This window comes from Phreatobacter stygius, assembly GCF_005144885.1.
GTDB lineage: Bacteria > Pseudomonadota > Alphaproteobacteria > Rhizobiales > Phreatobacteraceae > Phreatobacter > Phreatobacter stygius.
Window position 1 is genome coordinate 121,179 of sequence record NZ_CP039690.1, and the last position, 20,410, is coordinate 141,588.

Consider the following 20,410-nt stretch of genomic DNA (forward strand, 5'->3'; position numbering starts at 1 on the left):
CATGCGCCAGACAAGCGCAGGCCAGCTCCTCATTGCCCGGGCACCTTGTCGCATGGTACCGGCGACACGACACGGAGACTGCGATGACCAATCCCATCCTGATCGCCCCCTCGATCCTGGCCGCCGACTTTTCCAAACTCGGCGAGGAGGTGCGCGCGGTCGACGCCGCCGGCGCCGACTGGATCCACCTCGACGTGATGGACGGTCATTTCGTTCCGAACATCTCGTTCGGACCCGATGTCATCAAGGCCATGCGCCCGCACACCAGCAAGGTGTTCGACGTGCACCTGATGATCCAGCCGGCCGATCCCTATCTGGAGGCCTTCGCCAAGGCCGGCTCCGACATCGTCACCGTCCATGCCGAGGCCGGGCCGCATCTGCACCGCTCGCTGCAGGCGATCCGCAATCTCGGCAAGAAGGCCGGCGTCTCGCTCAATCCGGCGACGCCCGAGAACGTGCTCGACCATGTGCTCGACCTCACCGACCTGATCCTGGTCATGACGGTCAACCCAGGCTTCGGCGGCCAGGCCTTCATCGCCTCGCAGGTTCAGAAGGTCGCCCGGATCCGGCAGATGATCGCCGGCCGCGACATCGTCATCGAGATCGACGGCGGGATCACGCCGCAGACCGCGCCGCTGGTCGCCGCCGCCGGCGCCGACGTGCTGGTCGCCGGCTCCGCGGTGTTCAAGGGCGGGCCGGCGCATTACGCCGCCCATATCGAGGCGATCCGCACCGCCGCCGACGGCGCTCGCGGCACCATGGTCTAAGGCGGTGGGGCGCTCGTGCCGTCCGGGGTCACGAGCGCCTCTGAGCCCAAGGATCATTGTCGTCCACGAGCCCCCAGGCAATTCTCGTCCTGGCCGGGCTTGCCTCGCCCGACAGCGACTTCACCCCCCTGCCCCCAACGTGATTCAGACCCCGTCAACCGCTCGCCGGTAAGCTCGGTGTCATGGCGACGACTCAGGCAGCGAAAGTTCAAGTCGACGGTGCGGACGAGGCCGGCGAAGCCCCGGTCCGCCGGCCAAGGCGTCCACGTGCGGCAACCACCGCCGCCGCCGCCCCGCGCCGGGCCGTCAAACCGGCCCCCGCGCGCGACGACGGCCCGTGGCGGCGCGCCTTCAGGGTCGGCTTCTGGGTCATGCTGGTGGCGATCGCCGCCGCTGCGACACTGTCGATCCGGGCCGGACACGCGCCCTCCTGGCGCAGCCTGTCGGTGGTCTGCCTGCAGGCCTTGCCGCTGTTTCCCGGCATGGCGCTGTTCTGGCGCGCCCTGGAAGGGCTGCGTCGCCGCTTCGACGGCGCCCCCTTCGCACTCTGGCTCGGCTTTGCCCTGATCGGCGCCGCCGCCACCATGCTGATCGCGCCCGGCATCGTCTTCGCCGTTCATTCCCGCTCTCTGGCGATCTCCGAGGACCCGGACGGCGAGATGACCCTTTGGCATCACGTCTTCGGCCTTGGTTATGCCTTCACGCTTTATGTCTCGACCGCCTTCCGGCTCTGGTGGCCCTGGGGAGCGCTGCTGCCGGTGATGGTCGCCGGGCTGTTCTGGCGCGCCCACCGGCGCTGATTGCCGGATCGCCCGGCGCCTGCCAGGCTGCGTCTCCGGTGGGGAGCGCCCGATGATCCGCTTGCTGATGCTGCTTTGTGCGGTTCTGGCGCCTGCCGCGGCGGCGGCCGGCGACATCGCCAGCCGTTCCCTGCTCGGCTTCAACGCCGACGGCAGCCGGTTCGCCTTCGAGGAATATGGCACCGCGGACGGAAGCGGTTTTCCCTATGCCACCATCTATGTCGTCGATACCGCGCGTGACACCTGGGTGCCGGGCACGCCGGTGCGCGTCCGCCTCGAGGACGAGACCAGGACCATAGCCCAGGCGCGCGCCGCGGCAGCCGCCCGCGCCAGGCCGCTGCTGTCAGGCATATCGCCGCGCGGCGAGCTGGTCGCCAGCAATCCGATCTCCGAGATCTCGGCCGATCCGCACCGCGTCGCCTTCGTGCCGCGGATCGTGCATCCGCCGGTCGACCCGCCGCTCACTCTCGAGCTTGCCGAATATGACCTGCCCTCGCCGTCGCCTTACGACGAGACCAAGGGCTTTCGGCTGGTGCTGAAGACCGGCGAGACCGCCCGCACCCTGCACGAGGACCGGGCGATCCCGCCAAACCGGGGCCTGCCCTTCGGCTACCGCATCGCCGATGTCGTGACCTATCATCCCCCGGTCGGGACCAATGCGCCGCCGGTCCTGGTCGTCCTGATCCTGGTCCTGGCCAAGGGGTTCGAGACCCCCGACGGCCGCCATCTCGCGGTGGCGGCGAGGCTTGGCCCCTGAGACGGCGCGCGCCCGCATTTGCGGCGATGCCGCCCGCCTGCTAGACCGCGCACGACCCCTTTTTCCGCCGAGGCCCCGCGATGATCCCGCGCTATTCCCGTTCCGAGATGACCGCCATCTGGGAGCCGCAGACCAAGTTCCGCATCTGGTTCGAGATCGAGGCCCATGCCTGCGATGCGCTGGCCGAGCTCGGCGTGATCCCGAAGGAGGCTGCCGCCAATATCTGGGCGCGCGCCAAGGACGTTACCTTCGATGTCGAGCGGATCGACGCCATCGAGCGCGAGGTCAAGCACGACGTCATCGCCTTCCTGACCCATCTCGGCGAGTTCATCGGGCCGGATTCGCGCTTCGTCCACCAGGGCATGACCTCGTCCGATGTGCTCGACACCTGTTTCAACGTCCAGCTGGTGCGCGCCGCCGATCTCCTGATCGCCGACACCAAGGCCCTGCTGGCGGCGCTGAAGCGGCGCGCCTTCGAGCACAAGCTCACGCCGACCATCGGCCGTTCGCACGGCATCCATGCCGAGCCGACCACCTTCGGCCTGAAGCTGGCGCAAGCCTATGCCGAGTTCGACCGTTCGCTCGCCCGCCTGGAGGCGGCGCGCGAGGAGGTGCGCACCTGCGCCATTTCCGGTGCGGTCGGCACCTTCGCGCAGATCGATCCGCGCGTCGAAGACCATGTCGCCAAGGCGATGGGACTGAAGGTCGAGCCGGTCTCCACCCAGGTGATCCCGCGCGACCGCCACGCCATGTTCTTTGCGACCCTTGGCGTGGTCGCGTCGTCCGTCGAGCGGCTGGCCGTCGAGATCCGCCACCTGCAGCGTTCGGAGGTGCTGGAGGCCGAGGAATTCTTCTCCGAGGGCCAGAAGGGCTCGTCGGCCATGCCGCACAAGCGCAATCCGGTGCTCACCGAAAATCTCACCGGCCTTGCCCGCCTCGTCCGCGGCATGGCCATGCCGGCAATGGAAAACGTCGCGCTCTGGCACGAGCGCGACATCTCGCATTCCTCGGTCGAGCGGATGATCGGCCCGGATGCCACCGTGACGCTCGACTTCGCGCTGGTCCGCCTCACCGGCGTCATCGACAAGCTCCTGGTCTATCCGGCCAACATGCAGAAGAACCTCGACCGGCTCGGCGGCCTCGTCCACTCCCAGCGCGTGCTGCTGGCGCTGACCCAGAAGGGCGTGTCGCGCGAGGATGCCTATCGGCTGGTCCAGCGCAACGCCATGCCGGTCTGGCGCGGCGAAGGCGACTTCCTGACGCTGCTGAAGGCCGACGCCGATGTCCGCAAGGCGTTGAGCGAGGCCGAGCTCGAGGAGAAGTTCGACCTCGGTTACCACCTGAAACACGTCGACACGATCTTCAGCCGGGTATTCGGAGCAAGCTGATCCGATGCGCACTGCCGACGCCGATATCCTGATCGTTCCCGGCTACACCAATTCCGGCGAAGACCACTGGCAGTCGCGCTGGGAGGCCAAGCTGCCGACCGCGCATCGGGTCAATCTCGGCGATTGGCACAAGCCTGAAAAAGCGCGCTGGGTCGACAGTCTCGCCACCGCGGTCGCCTCCTGCACGCGGCCCGTCGTGCTGGTCGCCCATTCGCTTGGCGTCATCACGGTGGCGCATGCGGCGCCGCTGTTCCCGAGAGGCGTCGTGCACGGCGCCTTCCTGGTCAGCATGCCCGACATCGAACAGGGCGCCGATATTCCCGACGTCGACCGGGCCTTCGCACCGATCCCGCGCGATCCCCTGCCCTTCCCCTCGGTCCTGGTCGCCAGCCGCAACGACCCGCATTGCGCTTACGCGCGCGCCGAGGATTTCGGTTACTCCTGGGGTTCGGCTCTGTCGGACGCGGGCGAAGCCGGCCACATCAACACCGCGTCCGGCCACGGACCGTGGCCGGAGGGTCTGATGCGGTTCGCCGGCTTCATGAAGGCGCTCGGCTGAACCGCCGGGCGCGCGCGGATCAGCCGCGCACCACCTTCAGGGCGGCTTGAGCACCACCGCGGATGATGATGGCGTCGTTGACCAGCGTGATGAAGCCCCAGCCTTGGCTCGCCAGCTCCTTGGCTTTTTCGAAGCTCGGCGCATAACAGCCGGTGAGCTTGCCGGCCTTTTTCGCCGCCGTCATGATCTTGTCGAAGGCGTCGACCACGACCTCGTTGTTGGGGTCGAGCTTCGCGCCCTTGAGCAGGGTGATCGATAGGTCCGAGGGGCCGGCGAAGACGCCGTCGATACCGGGCACGGCCAGGATATCGTCGACCGCGGCAAGCGCCGCCGTGGTCTCGATCATGGCGAGCGTCACGGTCATCGTATTGGCCTTCTGCAGGTATTCCTGCGGACCCAGGCCGGTGAGCTGCTGGAACCGGTTGCCACCCCAGGAGCGGTCGCCGAGCGGCGGGTATTTGGTCGCGGAGGCGAAACGCTTGGCGTCGGCGACCGAATTGATCATCGGCGCGATGATGATTTCCGCGCCGACGTCGAGCAGCCGGGCCGCACCACCGAAATCCTCCAGCGCGACCCTGACGCCCGCCGGCTTGCCGGCATGGTTGACCGCCGAGATGCCGCGCATGGCGCCCATCAGGTCGATCGAGGAGTGCTGCATGTCGAAGGTGACGGCGTCGAAGCCTTCCCGCGCGATTGCGTCGGCGATCAGCGGCTCGGGCATGCTGAGCCAGGCGGTGAACAGGCTCTCGCCGGCGCGCAGGCGTTCGGCAAGCGTATAGGGCTTCGGCGTCTGGTGCATCGGATCCTCCAAGTTGAATGGCAAACCACCGGGTCTTCGATGACCGGATTTTCAACGATTAAGTGGCCGGGATTGGCGCGCTCCGTCAACGCCGAGATAGCGCGCATCTGGGATGCCTTGGACCAGAGCCGCCGGAACCGGCGCGGCGCGCATCGGGTCACCGGCACGCTGGCGAAAACTTAACGCTTTTCCACCAAAATCCGGCCAATTGTCGCGTGAAGGTTCGTGATGCGTATCACCTTCGACTCCAGGACTTTTGATCCGTTTGCCGGCATGCACCAGACGATCAAGCCAAGCGCCGACATCTTGACCCGCGCGCCGACCATCCTGGTGTTCGATTCCGGGCTCGGCGGGCTCACCGTCCACCGCGAGATCGTCAGGCTCAGGCCCGACGCGCGCTTCGTCTATTGCGCCGACGACGCGGCCTTTCCTTATGGCCGACTGTCGGAAGACCATCTGATATCAAGGGTTCTCGCCGTCATGGAACGGCTGATCGCCACCCACCAGCCGGATTGCGTTGTCATCGCCTGCAACACGGCGTCGACACTGGTCATGCCGCACCTGCGCCAGCGCTTCGCGCTACCCTTTGTCGGCACGGTGCCGGCGATCAAGCCGGCCTGCGAGCAATCGGCCTCGCGCCTGGTCAGCGTGCTCGCCACCCCCGGCACGGTCGCCCGCGACTACACCCGGTCGCTGATCGCCGAATTCGGGCTCGGCTGCACCGTGACGCTGGTCGGCTCCGTGCATCTGGCAAGCCTTGCCGAAGCGGTCATGCGCGGCGAGCCCGCCGACGAACCGGCGATCGCGGCCGAGATCGCGCCCTGTTTCGTTGTCGAGGGCGACAGGCGCACCGACACCGTGGTGCTGGCCTGCACCCATTACCCGCTGCTGGTCGAGACGTTCCGCCGCGTCGCGCCCTTTGCCGTGACCTGGATCGACCCGGCGCCGGCCATTGCCCGGCGCGTCGTGCAATTGCTCGGACCGGCCCGGCCGGCGGCGAAGGCGGCGCCGGCTGTCGCGCTGTTGACCGACGGCGCCGCCCGCGGCGCGCTCGCAGCGGTCTTTTCCGGCTTCGGCATCGGCGAAACGCTCATCGATCCGCTGCCGCTTCATTGACATGAGCGGCCGGCCTCTGTAAGCACGCCGCTTCTCGACGGATCGCTCTCGGGCGACCCGTGGGAATTTTGCGCACCCGCGATCGGGCTTCGGCCTGGTCTGTCGTGTCCCCCCAGGGGACAAGAGGAGGGCGCGTCTCCTATCGATTGATAACGACAAGGGACACGCGATGTCGAAGCGTCACGCCGCCAAGTATAAAATTGACCGCCGGATGGGCCAGAACATCTGGGGTCGTCCGAAGAGCCCGGTCAACCGCCGCGAATATGGCCCGGGCCAGCACGGCCAGCGCCGCAAGAGCAAGCTCTCGGACTTCGGCACCCAGCTGAAGGCCAAGCAGAAGCTCAAGGGCTATTACGGCAACATCTCCGAGAAGCAGTTCCACGCGACCTATACCGAGGCCGTGCGGGTGAAGGGCGATACCGGCGAGAACCTGATCGGCCTGCTCGAGCGCCGTCTCGACGCGGTGATCTACCGCGCCAAGTTCGTGCCGACCGTGTTCGCCGCCCGCCAGTTCGTCAACCACGGCCACATCAAGGTCAATGGTCGCCGCGTCAACATCCCGTCCTACAAGGTCAAGGTCGGCGATGTGATCGAGGTCAAGGAAGCCTCCCGCCAGCTCATCCTGGTGCTGGAAGCCGTCCAGTCCGGCGAGCGCGACGTTCCCGACTACCTGAGCGTCGACCACGGCAAGATGTCGGCCACGCTGGCGCGCATTCCGACCCTGTCGGAAGTGCCCTACGCGGTCCAGATGGAACCCTCGCTGGTCGTCGAGTTCTATTCGCGCTGATTGGTTTCAGCGACCGAGACTGCAAAAGGCCGCTCTTCGGAGCGGCCTTTTTCGTTGCGGGCGCGAGGACGCCCGAAGCGACGGCGAAACGGCCCAACCGGCTGCCGGAAAAACGCTACGTCATCCCCGGCCGAGCGAAGCGAGGGGAAGGGGATCCAGGAGTTGAAGGGCTGAAACGACGACGCTGCGAAATCCCCGACGCGGAGCGCTCTCCGCGCCCGATCACGCGTTGAAAGCGCGGCCAAGCGGCCCCCTGGATCCCCTTCCCCTTGCTTCGCTCGGCCGGGGATGACGTAGTGTGTAAGTTGGACGCCCAGCGCATATTGGCGACGCAATCTACCCCCTCTCGCAGGATAAGGCCCCAGGCGCAGAGTGCGTCACGGCGCCATCGACCGGCCCCCTCCACCCTCACGGCGTCTCCCGGTCGATCGGCCAGTGCTTGAACACCTCTGTCGCCTCGCAGCGCGCGGCATGGGCCGCCAGCGCCGGGAAGGCATCGGCCGGCACGACGTCTGGAATGGTGAAGCGGATGAAGCCCCAGGCGACCGCGGCGCCGATCGCGCCAGGGCTCCAGGGCCCGGGGCCGGTCTTCCACTGGTCACAGGCGATCATGTCGAGCGCGGCCAAGGCCTCCTGCAACTGGTCGCGCACGCGGTCGAGCCAGGGCTGATAACGGACCGCCTCGGGGCGTTTGCGCTCATATTCGATGCCGATCGCCTTCTCGCAGGTGACGATGGCAAGACCGGTCGCGCGGAGATCGGCGATGCGTGCCGTCGGCACCACCGGCCGCAGCGATTTGCCGGAGACATCCTCGAGGTGCTGGATGATCAGCTGCGATTCCATCAGCACCGTGCCGTCGTCGGTGACCAGCGACGGCGCCTTGATCAAGGGATTGATGGCACGGAACCGGTCCATGTGCCGGAACACCGAAACCGACTGATGTTCGAATGTGACGCCGAGCAGCGTGGCGGCGATCGCCGAGCGCCGCACATAGGGACTGTCGAGCATGCCGACGAGCAACATAGGAGCCTCCTGCCGTTGCGGCAGAAAGTGATCGAGAATGGTGCTGCGCGCAAATGGAGTGATCTGATCGGTGGATCACCGGATTTGATCGATCTCCGCTCGCCGGTCGCGCCGGCGCCCTCACCAGGAGCGGCGCGGACCGTCGTCGATATGGATCAGGCCGTTACGATAGCGCTTCACGCCACCGAGATCGGGCCGCATGCGCAGGAAGGCAATCACCGCCGCGCCATTGCCGCTGACCCGGAAATCGGCCGCCCGGCAATCCCTGTGGTAGGAGCCGCGCCAGTCGTCGGTGCGCACGAAGCGGCCGTTGCCGCGGTGGGTCGAGCGCACCAGGATCGGCCCGAAGCGCATGGCGACATCGTTCAGCGCGCGCCGGACCGGCGGTGGCAGGCAGGCCAGCGCCACGCCCGGATCGGGCATCACCCGCTCGCCGGCGAGACCGGTATTGCGCTCGACCCCGGCGGTGCCGGGCAGGAAGCGCGGCCAGTCGCGGCCGCCGCCGTCAGGTGGCAGCGACGCCAGCACCGGCCCACGCGCCGGTGTCGGCGTCGAAACGACCGGCGGCAGCGCCATGCCGGGAGCGGCGCCCGCGGGTGCCGCCGGGATCACCATGGTCGTGGCGCTGCCGTGAGAGGCCAGCACGACCGGGTTCGCGGTGGTCGAGGCCAGTGCCGGGGCGCCTGCCCCGCCGGCAGTCGACACGGCCGCAGCGATCGCCGCCTCGCCGGCTGGCCGGGCCAGCGGCACGGGCGCCGCGAAGGCGACCACGGCGGCGGGCAAGGCCGGAGCCGCTGCCTCCTGGGTCTCGGCCGCACGCGCGGCCGAACGCGCGAAGGCGCCGGGAATGATGATGCGGTCGCGCGGTTCGTCGTCGGACCAGCCTTGTGTGGTCGGCCAGGCCGGGGCTTGCGGGGCGGCAGCCGATTCGTCGCGAAGGGGCTGCGACTGGGGCTGCGACTGGGGCTGCGACTGGGGTAGCGGCAGCGAGGCCAGGCCGGCGGCGACCGCTGCCGGCGCCGAGGCCTGTGTGATCACCGGCCGCGGCGCCGCGGCCGGGCGCGGCAAAGGCAGCGGCGCGGCCAGCGCGGCCGTCTCGGCCTGCGCCGGGCTGAGACCGGCACCCGCCGACGGCAGGGCGTTGCGCGGCGTCGGCGCGATGAAACTCGGCGACAGGAGATTGAGCGGCGCTCCGACGCCGGCCGAATGTCCGGCCTGAAAGCCCAGGCCCTGCTGCGCCAGCGCCGCCGAGGTGGCCCCTATCGAAAGGCCCAATGTCACGGCGACGACTTGCGATCGGAACAGGGGAATGGACATGTCTGTCGGGCGCTCTCGGGCTTACGACCGCGCCTTGTGCGCGATCCTGGGCTTTGCGAAGCGCCGGCCAGCGGCGCGCGACGGAGAGGAGGCCCTCTCGCGGTGCCTCCGTTCTAGCTCGTGTCGCAATCGATTGTGGCAACTTCTTGGCAAAGACTTAACGGCGGCCCTTTGGACCGCCGCAGCAGGCCGGAAAACCGGTGGGCCAAGCCGAGCCGCTCGTCGGCTTTGCCGCGTCAGCTCGCCAAATCAACTCACCAAGTCAACTCACCAAGTCAGCTCGTCAAGTCGCGAACCGGAATGCCCTTGCTCTTCATCAGTTCGAGCAGCTCGCCGGACTGGAACATCTCGCGGGTGATGTCGCAGCCGCCGATGAACTCGCGCTTGACGTAAAGCTGCGGGATCGTCGGCCAGTTCGAATAGTCCTTGATGCCCTGGCGGATATCGTCGGCATCGAGCACGTTGACGCCCTTATAGGGAACCCCGAGATAGTCGAGGATCTGAACGACCTGGCCGGAGAACCCGCACATCGGAAACTGCGGGGTGCCCTTCATGAACAGCACGACGTCGCTGCTGTTCAATTCGGCGTCGATCTTGGCATGTGCCGGGTTGGTCTGGGCTTCCGTGGTCATGGCGTTCTCTCGCTCGACGATAGGCTTATGCCAATCAATGGGGTGCGCTGGTCGTCAACGCAAGGGCATGCAGCACGCCGCCCATCTTGCCCTTCAGCGCGGCATAGACGATCTGATGCTGCTGCACCCGCGATTTGCCGCGAAAGCTCTCCGACACGACGGTGGCGGCGTAATGGTCGCCATCGCCGGCAAGGTCCTTGATCTCCACGGTAGCGTCGGGCAGCGCTTCCTTGATCATCTGCTCGATATCGGCGGCTGCCATCGGCATCGTCGTTCCTCCGCTCAGGCCGCCTGGCCCATATAGGCCGGCAGCCACGACTCGAACGTCGCCGCCAAGTCCTTGGTCAATATGGGAGGCTCCCCCGGGAGGGTCAACGCGGCCCCGCCGGTCTTGCCGAGCCGCGTCAGCATGACGCCCGCGCCGGCCGCGCGCGCCGCCAGCTTGTCCATGTCGCCGGCCCTGACGGTCAGCACATAACGGGCCTGATCCTCGCCGAACCAGAAGCCATGCGCCGGCACGTCGTCGGGCACGGTCTCGAGCGCGATGCCGGTCTTGGCGGCCATCGCCATCTCGGCCAGCGCCACCAGCAGGCCGCCGTCCGAGACGTCGTGGCAGGCGGTCAGGAGCCCCACGGCGATCAGCCCGCGGACGAATTCGCCATGGCGGCGTTCGAGTGCCAGATCGACCGGCGGCGGCGCCCCCTCCTCGCGGCCCAGGATGTCCCGCAGATAGACCGACTGGCCGAGCCAGCCATCGGTATTGCCGAGCACGAAAACCTCGTCGCCTTCGGCCTGCGGCGCGATGCCGACGCTCCTGGAAAAATCGTCGATGACGCCGACGGCGCCGATCGTCGGGGTCGGCAGGATGGCCCGGCCGAAGGTCTCGTTGTAGAGCGAGACATTGCCCGAGACGACCGGGAAGTCGAGCGCCCGGCAAGCCTCGCCGATGCCGCGGATGCAGCCGACCAGCTGGCCCATGATTTCAGGCCGTTCGGGATTGCCGAAATTCAGGTTGTCGGTCACCGCCAGCGGCGTGGCGCCGACCGCCGAGATGTTGCGATAGGCTTCCGCCACCGCCTGCTTGCCGCCCTCGAACGGATCGGCCTCGCAATAGCGCGGCGTCACGTCGGCGGTCATGGCGAGCCCCTTCGGGCCGTGCTCGACGCGCACCACCGCGGCATCGCCGCCCGGGCGCTGGACGGTGTTGCCGAGGATGATCGAGTCATATTGCTCGTAGACCCAGCGCTTGGAGGCGAGATCCGGCATGCCGAGCAGCTTGACGAGTGCCGCCCCGTTCGACAGCGGCGGCGTGATGCTCTCCGGCTCGATCACCGCGAGCGGCGCGGTCGGCACATGCGGCCGGTCATAGAGCGGCGCCTCGTCGCCGAGCTCCTTGATCGGCAGGTCGGCCTTGACCTCGCCATGGTGCTTGACCACGAAACGCAGCGTGTCGGTGGTGTGGCCGATGACCGCGAAATCCAGTCCCCATTTGCGGAAGATGGCCTTGGCCTCTTCTTCCTTCTCGGGCTTCAGCACCATGAGCATGCGCTCCTGGCTTTCCGACAGCATCATTTCATAGGCCGTCATGCCGGCTTCGCGGGTCGGCACGTTCTCCAGGTGCAGCTCGACGCCGAGATCGCCCTTGGCGCCCATTTCGACCGCCGAGCAGGTGAGCCCCGCAGCACCCATGTCCTGGATCGCGTTGACGCAGTCGCTCGCCATGATCTCGAGGCAGGCTTCGAGCAGAAGCTTCTCGGCGAAGGGGTCGCCGACCTGGACGGTCGGGCGCTTTTCCTCGGCGCCCTCGCCGAATTCGGCCGAGGCCATGGTGGCGCCGTGAATGCCGTCGCGGCCGGTCTTGGAGCCGAGATAGACGATCGGCATGCCCACCCCGGTCGCCTTGGCGTAGAAGATGCCATCGGTGCGGGCGAGCCCGACCGCCATGGCATTGACCAGGCAATTGCCGTCATAACGGGTGTGGAAGCCGACCAGGCCGCCGACCGTCGGCACGCCGAACGAATTGCCATAGCCGCCGACGCCGGCGACCACGCCCGACACCAGATGGCGGGTCTTGGGATGGTCGGGATCGCCGAAACGCAGCGCGTTCAGGGCCGCGATCGGCCGGGCGCCCATGGTGAAGACGTCGCGCAGGATGCCGCCGACCCCCGTGCCCGCGCCCTGATAGGGCTCGATATAGCTCGGGTGGTTGTGGCTCTCCATCTTGAACACGGCGGCAAGACCGTCGCCGATATCGATCACGCCGGCATTCTCGCCCGGCCCCTGGATCACCCAGGGCGCCTTGGTCGGCAGGGTCTTCAGGTGCAGGCGGCTCGACTTGTAGGAGCAGTGCTCGTTCCACATGGCCGAGAAGATGCCGAGCTCGGTGAAGGTCGGCTCGCGGCCGATCAGCGTCAGGATGCGCTGATACTCCTCCGGCTTCAGGCCGTGGCTCGCCACCAGCTCGGGGGTGATCTTCGGTTCGGGCAAGTTCTTGGGTTCCGGAATGATCTTGGGTTCGTTCGGGTTCATGCCGTCTTCCGCCGCGGGGCCAAGCTCATGCCGGCAGCGGACCTTGGCGTCGCCCGTCCTGTCGCCGGCTCAAGCGATGCAAGTAACCGTCCAAGGTCCATTTCGCAACGGCGAAACGGTCTGCCATGCCACGCTGGAAGAGCCTGCCCGCAATTTCCTGGCCCGGACGCCGCGCGGCCCGCAAGCCTCGCGCGCCGGCAACTCAGGCCGTTTCCAGCGCCTCGGCCAGGCTCTCGAACAGCGCCCGGCCATCGGTCGAGCCGATCGACGGATCCACATGATTCTCCGGATGCGGCATCATGCCCAGCACCCGGCCATTGTCGGAGACGATGCCGGCAATGGCGTTCATCGCGCCGTTGATGTTGGACGACTGCGAGACCGTGCCGGCCGCGTCGCTATAGCGGAACAGCACCCGGCCCTCGGCCTCCAGCCGCTTCAGGGTCTCGTCGTCGGCAATGTAATTGCCCTCGCCATGGGCCACCGGCACTTCGATCACCGCGCCGGCATTGTAGCGGCGGGTGAACGGCGTGTTCGACCGCTCGACCCTCAGATGGACGTTCCTGGCGATGAATTTCAGCGAGGAATTGCGCATCAGCACGCCGGGCAGAAGCCCTGCCTCGCACAGGATCTGGAAGCCGTTGCAGACGCCCAGCACCAGCCCGCCCTTGGCGGCATGGGCGCGAACCGCATCCATGATGGCCGCGCGCGCCGCGATCGCGCCGCAGCGCAGATAGTCGCCATAGGAGAAGCCGCCGGGCAGAACCACCAGGTCGGTGCCCGCGGGCAGCGCGCTATCGCCATGCCAGACCATGGCCGGCTTGACGCCGGAGGTCAGCTCCAGCGCATAGGCGATGTCGCGCTCGCGATTGGAGCCGGGGAAGACGATGACGGCGGCTTTCATCGGGAAGTCTCCTTCATCGCGGACCCCTACCCGACCCGCGCGCTGGCGTCAAAGACGTGGTGCCGGCGCGCCCGCCTGGATCACCTGCCGGGCCGGAGCCGCCGGCCCGTCCGGGCGCGGCCCCTCGCGGATCTCGATCCGGTCCAGGATCTGGTCGCGGTTGCGCCGGGCCAGCGCCCGGTCGGTCGAGAACGACTGGACCGAAATCATCAGATTGCCGGCAAAGGCAAAGCCGCCGACCTGATAGATGACCGGGGATTGGGCGTCGCGCCGGCGCTCGATTTCCACCGCGATGCCCGGCTGGCCCTTGAAGGTCGCGACCCGGCTCAGGATGATCCGGTGGACGGCGCCGTCGCCGCGCGCCGAGGCGACCAGTTCGTTCAGCTCGTTGCGGCCGGGCATCTGCTCGGTGGCGATGCGTTCGAGCGCGCCGCGGTCGGGTGCGCGGGTCTGGGTCGGCGTGTAGGAGACCACCGCGAAGGCCGGGCTCGGGCAGGACAATTGCCGGCAGATGTGGAAGGTCACCTGCTGCGGCGGCCGATTCGGCCGGCTGAGCGCGCCCGAGCGGATCAGCCACTTGTCCGGGTCGATCGGCCGCTCGGAAATGCGCGACGCCCCCAGCGCGACCGGCGTGTCGGGGTCTGCGGCGCGGAACCCGGTCTGGGCGCCGGTCCGGGCGCAGGCCCCGAGCGAAACCGCCAGGAGGACGGCGAGAAGCGACGATTTCACGGCTCTGTTGCGCCCCATGACGAGCCCCGGTTGTCCGCCCCGGGCGCGGTTTCCGTCCATGGCGATTGGCACGGACCGCACCCGGGCGCCATCAGCGATTCACAAGATTTCGATCCGGTAGTTTTCCACCACCGTATTGGCCAGCAGCTTGTCGCAGGCCGCCTTGATCGCCGCCTCGGCGGCGGCCTTGTCGGCGCCACCGAGCTCCAGGTCGAACACCTTGCCCTGGCGGACGCTGTCGATGCCGTCGACGCCGAGGCTCTTCAGCGCGCCCTCGATGGCCTTGCCTTGGGGATCCAGGACGCCGGTCTTCAGCGTGACGGTGACGCGGGCCTTCATCGCTTGGCACTCCTCGGCGGCTCGGCAGGATCAGGTCCCTCTAAACCGTGGCGCGCGCCGGATCAATGCGATCGCCCGACCATTCGTCTCAAAAACCGATCGGCCGGCGTGACGCTCAGCGCGCCGGCGCCGGCTTGCCGCCGATCTGGGCAGCCAGCATCACCACCGGCAGGAACACCGCCAGATTGGCCCTGACGACACGCTCGTCGGGCCCCGACGACACGAGGCTGTAGTGGCGCTGGCCATCGGAGAACCGCGTGCTGGTCAGATATTCGCGCTGGCCGCCGGCCTGGGTGATCACTTTGACGGCGGTCTGCACCTTGGCGCCGGCCACCTCGGTTTCGATGACCTCCAGGATGTCGATGCTCAGCACGCGGCCGGCGCTGCGTTCGATCAGGTTCCGGTCGACGGTCTCATTCTGGGTTCGATAGGTCGCAAGGCTCGACAGCGGTCCGTCGGCCTGTTTGCGATAGCTGACCGTCGCGCCCTGGCCGCAACTGGCCACCGCCGTGCAGCGATAGAAGACCGTGCCGGTCGCCGCCTCGCTGCGCGCCCAGCCGTCGACCGACATGGCGACACCCTGGGCGGAGGCCGTGCCGGCGGAGACGAGGCCGGAAACGGCCAGGCTGGCGGCGGCAAGGATTGAAAGCAGGGCGCGGCGCATCATGATCTCCGGAAACGCGGCCCAGGCGGACGGCCCGGACCCGGGCGACACGTGCCCGGCGCGCGTTTCGATTTTATCACGCGCGGTCGCGGCCGCTGAAACAGCCGGGGGCGGCTCAGAGATTGGCCTCGGCGGCCGCCTTGACCGTCGCCTCGACCGCGCCCGGCCGTTCGCCGACCACCACGACCACCCTCAAGCGATCGCGCCGGGCCCGCGCCAGCACCGCCGCATGGGCGACCCGCTCCGTGCCTTCGGTACGCCGGATGGTCAGCGTGAAGCCGCTGAAGCCGCGATGGCGCAGCCGCTGGGCCCGGGCGTCGACCCGTTTCGGCATGCGCCGGGCGGCGATCTCGGCCGGCACCGAGCGGTTCGCCTCGGCCACCAGCCTGCGCCGGGTCTGGTTGCCCGAGACCACGATGCGGGCGACCTCGGAGGGGTTGCGCAGGCTGCGCGTCAGGCTGCGCGCCTCGGCGCCGCGCGCCTCGAAAACGGCAACCGCCACCTTGCTCGGACAGGCCGCGGTCTCGCACATGCCGACCGCGCGCGGCTCGACCGTGTCGCGGGTGAGCCAGATGCCGACCGGCACGAACATCCAGGGATTGTCGCTGCGGTCGCTGCCGATCTCGACCGGCGCCAGGCCCTCGATGGCCACCGGCGCATAGGCGCAGGAGGCAAGCAGCAACAGGGCGGCGGCACCGGTTGCCGCCGCACGCATTGCCGGCCGAAGCGCGCCAAAACCCATTGCCAGTCTCGAAAACCCTCTGGGCCGGACATTAAAACGGGGACCTCCAGCCCGCATTCCTTGCACCGGCCATGGCCTGCACGGCCGGTGTTTAAGAAATCGGGTGTGGTCCCCGTTCGATGGTCGTTCAGGCCAGCCGCACGGCCGGCGTTACTGCACCAGGACCGGGCCGGTGGCCCGTTCGTTCTCGCCCATCACGCCGAGCCGCCGGGCAACCTCGGTATAGGCTTCGATCAGGCCGCCCATGTCCTTGCGGAACCGGTCCTTGTCCATCTTGTCGCTCGACTTGATGTCCCAGAGCCTGCACGAATCCGGCGAGATCTCGTCGGCGACGACGATCCGCATCAGGTCGTTTTCCCACAGCCGCCCGCATTCGATCTTGAAATCGACGAGGCGGATGCCGGCGCCCAGGAACAGCCCGGACAGGAAGTCGTTGACCCGGATGGCCAGCGCGATGATGTCGTCGATCTCCTGGGGCGTCGCCCAGCCGAAGGCCGTGATGTGCTCTTCCGAGACCAGCGGGTCGTTCAGCGCGTCGTTTTTGTAATAAAACTCGATGATCGAGCGGGGCAGCTGCGTGCCCTCCTCGATGCCGAGCCGGGTCGACAGCGAGCCGGCGGCGACATTGCGCACCACCACCTCGAGCGGAATGATCTCCACCTCGCGGATCAACTGCTCGCGCATGTTGAGCCGGCGGATGAAATGGGTCGGCACGCCGATATCGTTCAGCTTGAGGAAGATATATTCGGAGATGCGGTTGTTCAGCACGCCCTTGCCGTCGATCACCTCATGCTTCTTGGCATTGAAGGCGGTGGCATCGTCCTTGAAGTGCTGGATCAGCGTTCCTGGTTCGGGCCCCTCGTACAAGACCTTAGCCTTGCCTTCGTAGATGCGGCGTCGGCGGCTCATTGGGATATACCGTGGCTTGAGGAAGTCCATCTCTCTCCGGGGCTCCGGGCTGCCGGTTACCCGCAGCGGGACGGGCGAGCGCTGGTCGCGATCGAGGGAATCGATAGCGCGGGCGCTTTTGCCCGCTAGTCTCTCCTATCCGATCGTGCGGCGCAGCACAACGACGCCACCGGTCCGGAATTCGCGACCTGCGACGCCTTATGCTATCGCCAAAGTGGGGAGGCCGCGCCTATATGCAAGCCCGTCGGGGTCAGCCCCATAACCATTCCGATGTCAAAGCAAGAGACCACTGCGCCATGAGCACTTTCGACAAACGCGAGGATGAGTTCGAAAAGCGATTCGCTCACGACGAGGAATTGCGCTTCAAGGCGACCGCCCGGCGCAACAAGCTGCTCGGCCTGTGGGTCGCCGAGAAGCTGGGCAAGACCGGCGCCGAGGCCGACGCCTATGCGAGGGAAGTGGTCCAGTCGGATTTCGAGGAAATCGGCGATCACGACGTGCTGCGCAAGGTCAAGGCCGATCTCGACAAGGCTGGGGTGGTTCAGTCCGAGCATCAGATCCGCCGGACCATGGACGAGCTGATGGCAACCGCCATCGCCCAGATCAAGGCCGCCTGAACGGCCCGCGCAGACCGACCGGCTGGCGCTGCCGGCCGGCCGGCCGGTACGCGCCATGCCGTCGTCGAAGGGCCATTGCGTCCAAGCGCCATTGCGCTTGCCGATCGCTGGTTCGCCCCGGCCGGGCGGGGCGCGGAGGTTCACACCGACAGGCGCAAGCGGGTGATCAGGTCGGAAATGGACTTGAACGCCGCGTTGATGCCAACCGCCGAGGTCACCGAAAAATAGAACGACATGTTGTCGACCGGAGGCGAGGCGCAGGCCTTCAGCAGAGCTTCGTCGCCGTCGATGACCCGCACCGTGAACAGGGTGATGCGGTTGGCGGGAAGCTTGATCGCGTCGCACATCAGTTTGGCGCGGGCATCGATCGCCGACGACGAGTTGCTGAACCGGTTCTGGGTATTTTCGCCATCGGTCAGCAGGACCATGAAGCGCTTCACTTCTGGATCGGCACTGGCCGTCTCGGTGAACGGAGCGCCCGTCGAAAGCGTCGCAAGGCCCAGCTGCATGCCAATGGTGATATTGGTATTGCCGGAAGGCGACATCTTGCCGATGACCGTACGCAGCGTATCGAAATTCGAGGTCAGCGGGTTCATCTGAGCGAGCGCATCGTTGGCGCAATCGGCGGCCCGGTAGCGCGTCGCGGTGCTGTTCGGCGTCGCGTCGTTGACGTCGTTCGGCTGATCGCGATCGGTCAGGCAACCCCGCCAGTTCTGCTGCGTCGTCCGCAGGGCCGTCGGCAGGTCCGTCGTATCGAAGCGGATCCAGTTCGAGTTGCGGAAGGTGGTGCCGATGGTGCCGGTGCCGATATTGACCAGGGTGTCGAACGGCACGATCGAGATGCGCACCTGTTCGGTGGTCAGGCGGATATCCTCCATGTCCTTGAGGAACTGGAGGACAGCCTTCTTCAGCTCGGTCATCTTGTTGTTCGAGCTCATCGAGCCGGTATTGTCGAGCACCAGCGCGATTTCGATGTTCGGCGTGTTCCAGCGCACCTGCGACACGACATTCACGTCCAGGCTGTTGATGCCGACAACGCCCCAGATCGAGGTCTGCATCGATGAATCGACCTCGACGCGGACGCTGCTGCCGACCTTGGTCACCCGCACCGCGCCGAGCGTGGTGGTGGTCTCGCCGATCATGTTGCCCTGGAGCGCACGCTCCACTGCCTTCTTCAGGTCCGCATCCGACATGCGCCCGGCATTGCGGGCGGCGGTCAGGGTCGCAGCGTCGACCGCGGCCTGCAGCTTGGCGCGGGCGGCAGCCCCCCGGCTGTAATCGACCGCCGCGCCGATCATCGCCATGATCGGCACGATCGCAACGGCGAAGATGACCGCCACATTGCCGCGTGAATCGCCCCGGAAACGCCGGAGGCATCCCGCCGGCGGGCGCGCCGGGCCAGGTGTCGGGGCAAGCGCGGCCGGGCCGCGATCGCCAGGGAAACATGCACGCCAAGCGCCGAAGAAGGGGCCGAAGAGGGACATGTCGGGACGATCCGGGGAACGAAAACCAATGGCGAATACCCCGTCGTCCTAGCCAAAAGCCCTTTAAGAACCTCGTAATCCGATCGTCGAAAAACCGGTCAATTCGCTTAAATTTGGCACTATTCGTGAAAGGTCATGCGAATGGTTTACGCAACGTAACAAGAGACCCGAAAACCTACCCCTCCCCGCGTGGCACGATCTCGGCCAGCCGGTCGAGCGCCGCGGCAAGGTCGGCCTCGACCTCGCGCGCCGGCAGGATCACCACCTGGTAGCCGCGCTCGGCCAGCCACTGGCGCTTCTCGGCCCGGCTCGCCGCGGCCGCCTCGCTTTGGGTCAGCGGTTCGAAATCGATCACCAAGCGCAGGTCGAACGAAACGATGTCGACGACATGCGGACCGATCGGCACGGCGCGCCGGAAGCCGCGTCCGGCGAAGCGCCGGTCCTTCATCATCGCCTCCCACAACAGCCGCTCGGCCTCCGTCGGGTTGCGCCTGAGCAGCCGGGCGATGCCGCGCACCGGCGCGGTGGCGCCGCTCTTGTCGGTGGCGGCCCGTTCCAGCATGGAGCGCAGCGTCTCGGCGCCGTCCTTGTCGAGCGAGCCGGAGCGTGCCGGCCCGCGAGCGCCCTCGGCAATCCCCGAAATCGCGCCGTGCAGCGTCGCCAGGTCCTGGCGCGACGGGTTCATCCGCTGGATGATGTTGCGCAGGTTGACCACCATGCTGTCGCGCTTCTCCGCCGGACGGAAAAAATCGACCCGGTCGAGCTCGCGTTCGAGCATGGCGTAGAAGGCGGCGAACTGCGCCTTCGCGGCCGGCTTGGACCGTTCCATCATGGCGAAGGGCAAGGCCGCGTCATGGGCCTGGGTGAACCACTCGTAACCCAGCACCAGCACGGCTTGCGCGAGATTCAGCGAGGAAAAGTCCGGATTGACCGGATAGGTCAGGATGGCGTCGGCCAGCGCCACCTCCTCGGCGAGCAGGCCGTTGCGCTCGCGCCCGAAGATCACCCCGACGGTCTCGCCGCCGGCGATCCGGGGCCGCATGGCGGTCACCGCCTCGCGCGGGCCGACCACCGGCTTGACCTGGCCATGCATGCGCGCGGTCGCGGCATAGGCGAGCGTCAGGTCGGCGATCGCGTCGTCAAGCGTCGCGAACAGCTCGACCTCGTCGAGGATCTTGTTGGCGCCCGAAGCCGCCGGATAGGCCCTGCCGTTCGGCCAGCCGTCGCGCGGCGCAACCAGTCTCAGCCGCGCCATGCCGAAATTCGCCATGGCGCGCGCGGTCGTGCCGATATTCTCGGCCATTTGCGGCTCGACGAGAATGATGACGGGACTGCCCTTTTCCTGGGCGAGGCGGGTGATGTCGATACCGGGCATTGAGGTCTTTCGAACGGACGGGCGGCGCGAGCCTATAGACGGGAATGGCCGGCCTGTCGCGGCGTCTCCGACTTTGTAGGCCCTTATACCCGTCGCCAAGCTCTGCTAAGAGGCACGCGCCAGTCACGGGAGCGCTGGATCTTTCGGGCGCATGTCCGGATGCACCGTGGCTGAGT

22 protein-coding genes are annotated in these 20,410 nt (G+C 67.4%); 8 read left to right on the top strand and 14 right to left on the bottom strand.

Translation table 11 applies throughout. The features are described from left to right. Positions 1–83 precede the first annotated feature (83 nt). The 5 genes from rpe to E8M01_RS00620 all read left to right on the top strand — a co-directional run bounded on the left by rpe (position 84) and on the right by E8M01_RS00620 (position 4,271). Positions 84–767: a ribulose-phosphate 3-epimerase gene (gene rpe, locus E8M01_RS00600; RefSeq protein ID WP_136958336.1), complete on the top strand. Its 684-nt coding sequence runs from the start codon at positions 84–86 to the stop codon at positions 765–767. 182 nt (positions 768–949) lie between these two features. Further along, positions 950–1,567 carry a hypothetical protein gene (locus tag E8M01_RS00605; protein WP_136958337.1) on the top strand — a complete coding sequence of 206 codons (618 nt, stop codon included), beginning with the start codon at positions 950–952 and terminating at the stop codon, positions 1,565–1,567. A gap of 52 nt (positions 1,568–1,619) precedes the next feature. After that, a complete protein-coding gene (locus tag E8M01_RS00610) occupies positions 1,620–2,324 on the top strand; it encodes a DUF2259 domain-containing protein (protein WP_136958338.1) in 705 nt (234 codons plus the stop codon). 80 nt (positions 2,325–2,404) lie between these two features. Further along, positions 2,405–3,712, top strand: a complete 1,308-nt coding sequence (gene purB / locus E8M01_RS00615) for an adenylosuccinate lyase (protein WP_136958339.1) — start codon at positions 2,405–2,407, stop codon at positions 3,710–3,712. Between the two features lie 4 nt (positions 3,713–3,716). Further along, complete coding sequence (locus E8M01_RS00620; RefSeq protein ID WP_136958340.1) at positions 3,717–4,271, top strand: RBBP9/YdeN family alpha/beta hydrolase; 555 nt, start codon at positions 3,717–3,719, stop codon at positions 4,269–4,271. A 19-nt stretch (positions 4,272–4,290) separates the two neighbouring features. On the opposite strand, the gene E8M01_RS00625 is transcribed toward E8M01_RS00620, so the two are convergent. Next, positions 4,291–5,070, bottom strand: coding sequence for an HpcH/HpaI aldolase family protein (locus E8M01_RS00625; RefSeq protein WP_136958341.1), 780 nt, complete (start codon positions 5,068–5,070; stop codon positions 4,291–4,293). Positions 5,071–5,343: 273 nt separating this feature from the next. On the opposite strand from E8M01_RS00625, the gene murI reads away from it, so the two are divergent. Both murI and rpsD read left to right on the top strand, forming a co-directional pair. After that, complete coding sequence (murI, locus tag E8M01_RS00630) at positions 5,344–6,186, top strand: glutamate racemase (RefSeq protein ID WP_136964376.1); 843 nt, start codon at positions 5,344–5,346, stop codon at positions 6,184–6,186. Between the two features lie 169 nt (positions 6,187–6,355). After that, positions 6,356–6,973 carry a 30S ribosomal protein S4 gene (gene rpsD, locus E8M01_RS00635; RefSeq protein WP_136958342.1) on the top strand — a complete coding sequence of 206 codons (618 nt, stop codon included), beginning with the start codon at positions 6,356–6,358 and terminating at the stop codon, positions 6,971–6,973. A gap of 408 nt (positions 6,974–7,381) precedes the next feature. Here the strand turns inward: rpsD and E8M01_RS00640 are convergent, their stop codons facing one another. The 11 genes from E8M01_RS00640 to purC form a co-directional block, all read right to left on the bottom strand. After that, positions 7,382–7,996 (bottom strand): glutathione S-transferase family protein, encoded by a 615-nt coding sequence (locus E8M01_RS00640; RefSeq protein WP_136958343.1) that lies wholly within the window; start codon positions 7,994–7,996, stop codon positions 7,382–7,384. Between the two features lie 120 nt (positions 7,997–8,116). Further along, a complete protein-coding gene (locus E8M01_RS00645) occupies positions 8,117–9,313 on the bottom strand; it encodes a hypothetical protein (RefSeq protein WP_136958344.1) in 1,197 nt (398 codons plus the stop codon). Between the two features lie 275 nt (positions 9,314–9,588). Beyond that, entirely contained in the window at positions 9,589–9,945 is a 357-nt protein-coding gene (gene grxD / locus E8M01_RS00650; RefSeq protein WP_136958345.1) for a Grx4 family monothiol glutaredoxin, read from the bottom strand. A gap of 34 nt (positions 9,946–9,979) precedes the next feature. Next, the gene (locus E8M01_RS00655; protein ID WP_136958346.1) at positions 9,980–10,213 is read right to left on the bottom strand and encodes a BolA family protein; all 234 of its coding nucleotides are present in this window, start codon (positions 10,211–10,213) and stop codon (positions 9,980–9,982) included. Positions 10,214–10,227: 14 nt separating this feature from the next. Then, complete coding sequence (gene purL, locus E8M01_RS00660; RefSeq protein ID WP_136958347.1) at positions 10,228–12,474, bottom strand: phosphoribosylformylglycinamidine synthase subunit PurL; 2,247 nt, start codon at positions 12,472–12,474, stop codon at positions 10,228–10,230. A gap of 202 nt (positions 12,475–12,676) precedes the next feature. Next, positions 12,677–13,375: a phosphoribosylformylglycinamidine synthase subunit PurQ gene (gene purQ, locus E8M01_RS00665; protein ID WP_136958348.1), complete on the bottom strand. Its 699-nt coding sequence runs from the start codon at positions 13,373–13,375 to the stop codon at positions 12,677–12,679. A 48-nt stretch (positions 13,376–13,423) separates the two neighbouring features. Continuing rightward, positions 13,424–14,122: a hypothetical protein gene (locus E8M01_RS00670; protein WP_136958349.1), complete on the bottom strand. Its 699-nt coding sequence runs from the start codon at positions 14,120–14,122 to the stop codon at positions 13,424–13,426. 81 nt (positions 14,123–14,203) lie between these two features. After that, positions 14,204–14,443 carry a phosphoribosylformylglycinamidine synthase subunit PurS gene (gene purS, locus E8M01_RS00675; protein WP_136958350.1) on the bottom strand — a complete coding sequence of 80 codons (240 nt, stop codon included), beginning with the start codon at positions 14,441–14,443 and terminating at the stop codon, positions 14,204–14,206. Positions 14,444–14,558: 115 nt separating this feature from the next. Further along, on the bottom strand, positions 14,559–15,107 hold the full coding sequence (locus E8M01_RS00680; protein ID WP_136958351.1) for a hypothetical protein: 549 nt from the start codon (positions 15,105–15,107) through the stop codon (positions 14,559–14,561). Positions 15,108–15,222: 115 nt separating this feature from the next. Beyond that, the gene (locus E8M01_RS00685) at positions 15,223–15,849 is read right to left on the bottom strand and encodes a hypothetical protein (RefSeq protein ID WP_136958352.1); all 627 of its coding nucleotides are present in this window, start codon (positions 15,847–15,849) and stop codon (positions 15,223–15,225) included. Positions 15,850–15,999: 150 nt separating this feature from the next. After that, the gene (gene purC / locus E8M01_RS00690) at positions 16,000–16,788 is read right to left on the bottom strand and encodes a phosphoribosylaminoimidazolesuccinocarboxamide synthase (RefSeq protein WP_136958353.1); all 789 of its coding nucleotides are present in this window, start codon (positions 16,786–16,788) and stop codon (positions 16,000–16,002) included. 266 nt (positions 16,789–17,054) lie between these two features. On the opposite strand from purC, the gene E8M01_RS00695 reads away from it, so the two are divergent. Beyond that, a complete protein-coding gene (locus tag E8M01_RS00695; RefSeq protein ID WP_136958354.1) occupies positions 17,055–17,375 on the top strand; it encodes a DUF1476 domain-containing protein in 321 nt (106 codons plus the stop codon). 140 nt (positions 17,376–17,515) lie between these two features. Here E8M01_RS00695 and E8M01_RS00700 read toward each other — a convergent pair whose 3' ends face one another. Beyond that, positions 17,516–18,715, bottom strand: coding sequence for a Tad domain-containing protein (locus E8M01_RS00700; protein WP_170181711.1), 1,200 nt, complete (start codon positions 18,713–18,715; stop codon positions 17,516–17,518). 319 nt (positions 18,716–19,034) lie between these two features. After that, positions 19,035–20,234: a TrmH family RNA methyltransferase gene (locus E8M01_RS00705; protein WP_136958356.1), complete on the bottom strand. Its 1,200-nt coding sequence runs from the start codon at positions 20,232–20,234 to the stop codon at positions 19,035–19,037. Between the last annotated feature and the right edge of the window lie 176 nt (positions 20,235–20,410).

Bases quoted from the DNA above. Each gene is read 5' to 3' on its own strand.
- rpe (WP_136958336.1), top strand. From the start codon at position 84: ATGACCAATCCCATCCTGATCGCCCCCTCGATCCTGGCCGCCGACTTT.
- E8M01_RS00605 (WP_136958337.1), top strand. From the start codon at position 950: ATGGCGACGACTCAGGCAGCGAAAGTTCAAGTCGACGGTGCGGACGAG.
- E8M01_RS00610 (WP_136958338.1), top strand. From the start codon at position 1,620: ATGATCCGCTTGCTGATGCTGCTTTGTGCGGTTCTGGCGCCTGCCGCG.
- purB (WP_136958339.1), top strand. From the start codon at position 2,405: ATGATCCCGCGCTATTCCCGTTCCGAGATGACCGCCATCTGGGAGCCG.
- E8M01_RS00620 (WP_136958340.1), top strand. From the start codon at position 3,717: ATGCGCACTGCCGACGCCGATATCCTGATCGTTCCCGGCTACACCAAT.
- E8M01_RS00625 (WP_136958341.1), bottom strand. From the start codon at position 5,070: ATGCACCAGACGCCGAAGCCCTATACGCTTGCCGAACGCCTGCGCGCC.
- murI (WP_136964376.1), top strand. From the start codon at position 5,344: ATGCACCAGACGATCAAGCCAAGCGCCGACATCTTGACCCGCGCGCCG.
- rpsD (WP_136958342.1), top strand. From the start codon at position 6,356: ATGTCGAAGCGTCACGCCGCCAAGTATAAAATTGACCGCCGGATGGGC.
- E8M01_RS00640 (WP_136958343.1), bottom strand. From the start codon at position 7,996: ATGTTGCTCGTCGGCATGCTCGACAGTCCCTATGTGCGGCGCTCGGCG.
- E8M01_RS00645 (WP_136958344.1), bottom strand. From the start codon at position 9,313: ATGTCCATTCCCCTGTTCCGATCGCAAGTCGTCGCCGTGACATTGGGC.
- grxD (WP_136958345.1), bottom strand. From the start codon at position 9,945: ATGACCACGGAAGCCCAGACCAACCCGGCACATGCCAAGATCGACGCC.
- E8M01_RS00655 (WP_136958346.1), bottom strand. From the start codon at position 10,213: ATGCCGATGGCAGCCGCCGATATCGAGCAGATGATCAAGGAAGCGCTG.
- purL (WP_136958347.1), bottom strand. From the start codon at position 12,474: ATGAACCCGAACGAACCCAAGATCATTCCGGAACCCAAGAACTTGCCC.
- purQ (WP_136958348.1), bottom strand. From the start codon at position 13,375: ATGAAAGCCGCCGTCATCGTCTTCCCCGGCTCCAATCGCGAGCGCGAC.
- E8M01_RS00670 (WP_136958349.1), bottom strand. From the start codon at position 14,122: ATGGGGCGCAACAGAGCCGTGAAATCGTCGCTTCTCGCCGTCCTCCTG.
- purS (WP_136958350.1), bottom strand. From the start codon at position 14,443: ATGAAGGCCCGCGTCACCGTCACGCTGAAGACCGGCGTCCTGGATCCC.
- E8M01_RS00680 (WP_136958351.1), bottom strand. From the start codon at position 15,107: ATGCGCCGCGCCCTGCTTTCAATCCTTGCCGCCGCCAGCCTGGCCGTT.
- E8M01_RS00685 (WP_136958352.1), bottom strand. From the start codon at position 15,849: ATGGGTTTTGGCGCGCTTCGGCCGGCAATGCGTGCGGCGGCAACCGGT.
- purC (WP_136958353.1), bottom strand. From the start codon at position 16,788: ATGGACTTCCTCAAGCCACGGTATATCCCAATGAGCCGCCGACGCCGC.
- E8M01_RS00695 (WP_136958354.1), top strand. From the start codon at position 17,055: ATGAGCACTTTCGACAAACGCGAGGATGAGTTCGAAAAGCGATTCGCT.
- E8M01_RS00705 (WP_136958356.1), bottom strand. From the start codon at position 20,234: ATGCCCGGTATCGACATCACCCGCCTCGCCCAGGAAAAGGGCAGTCCC.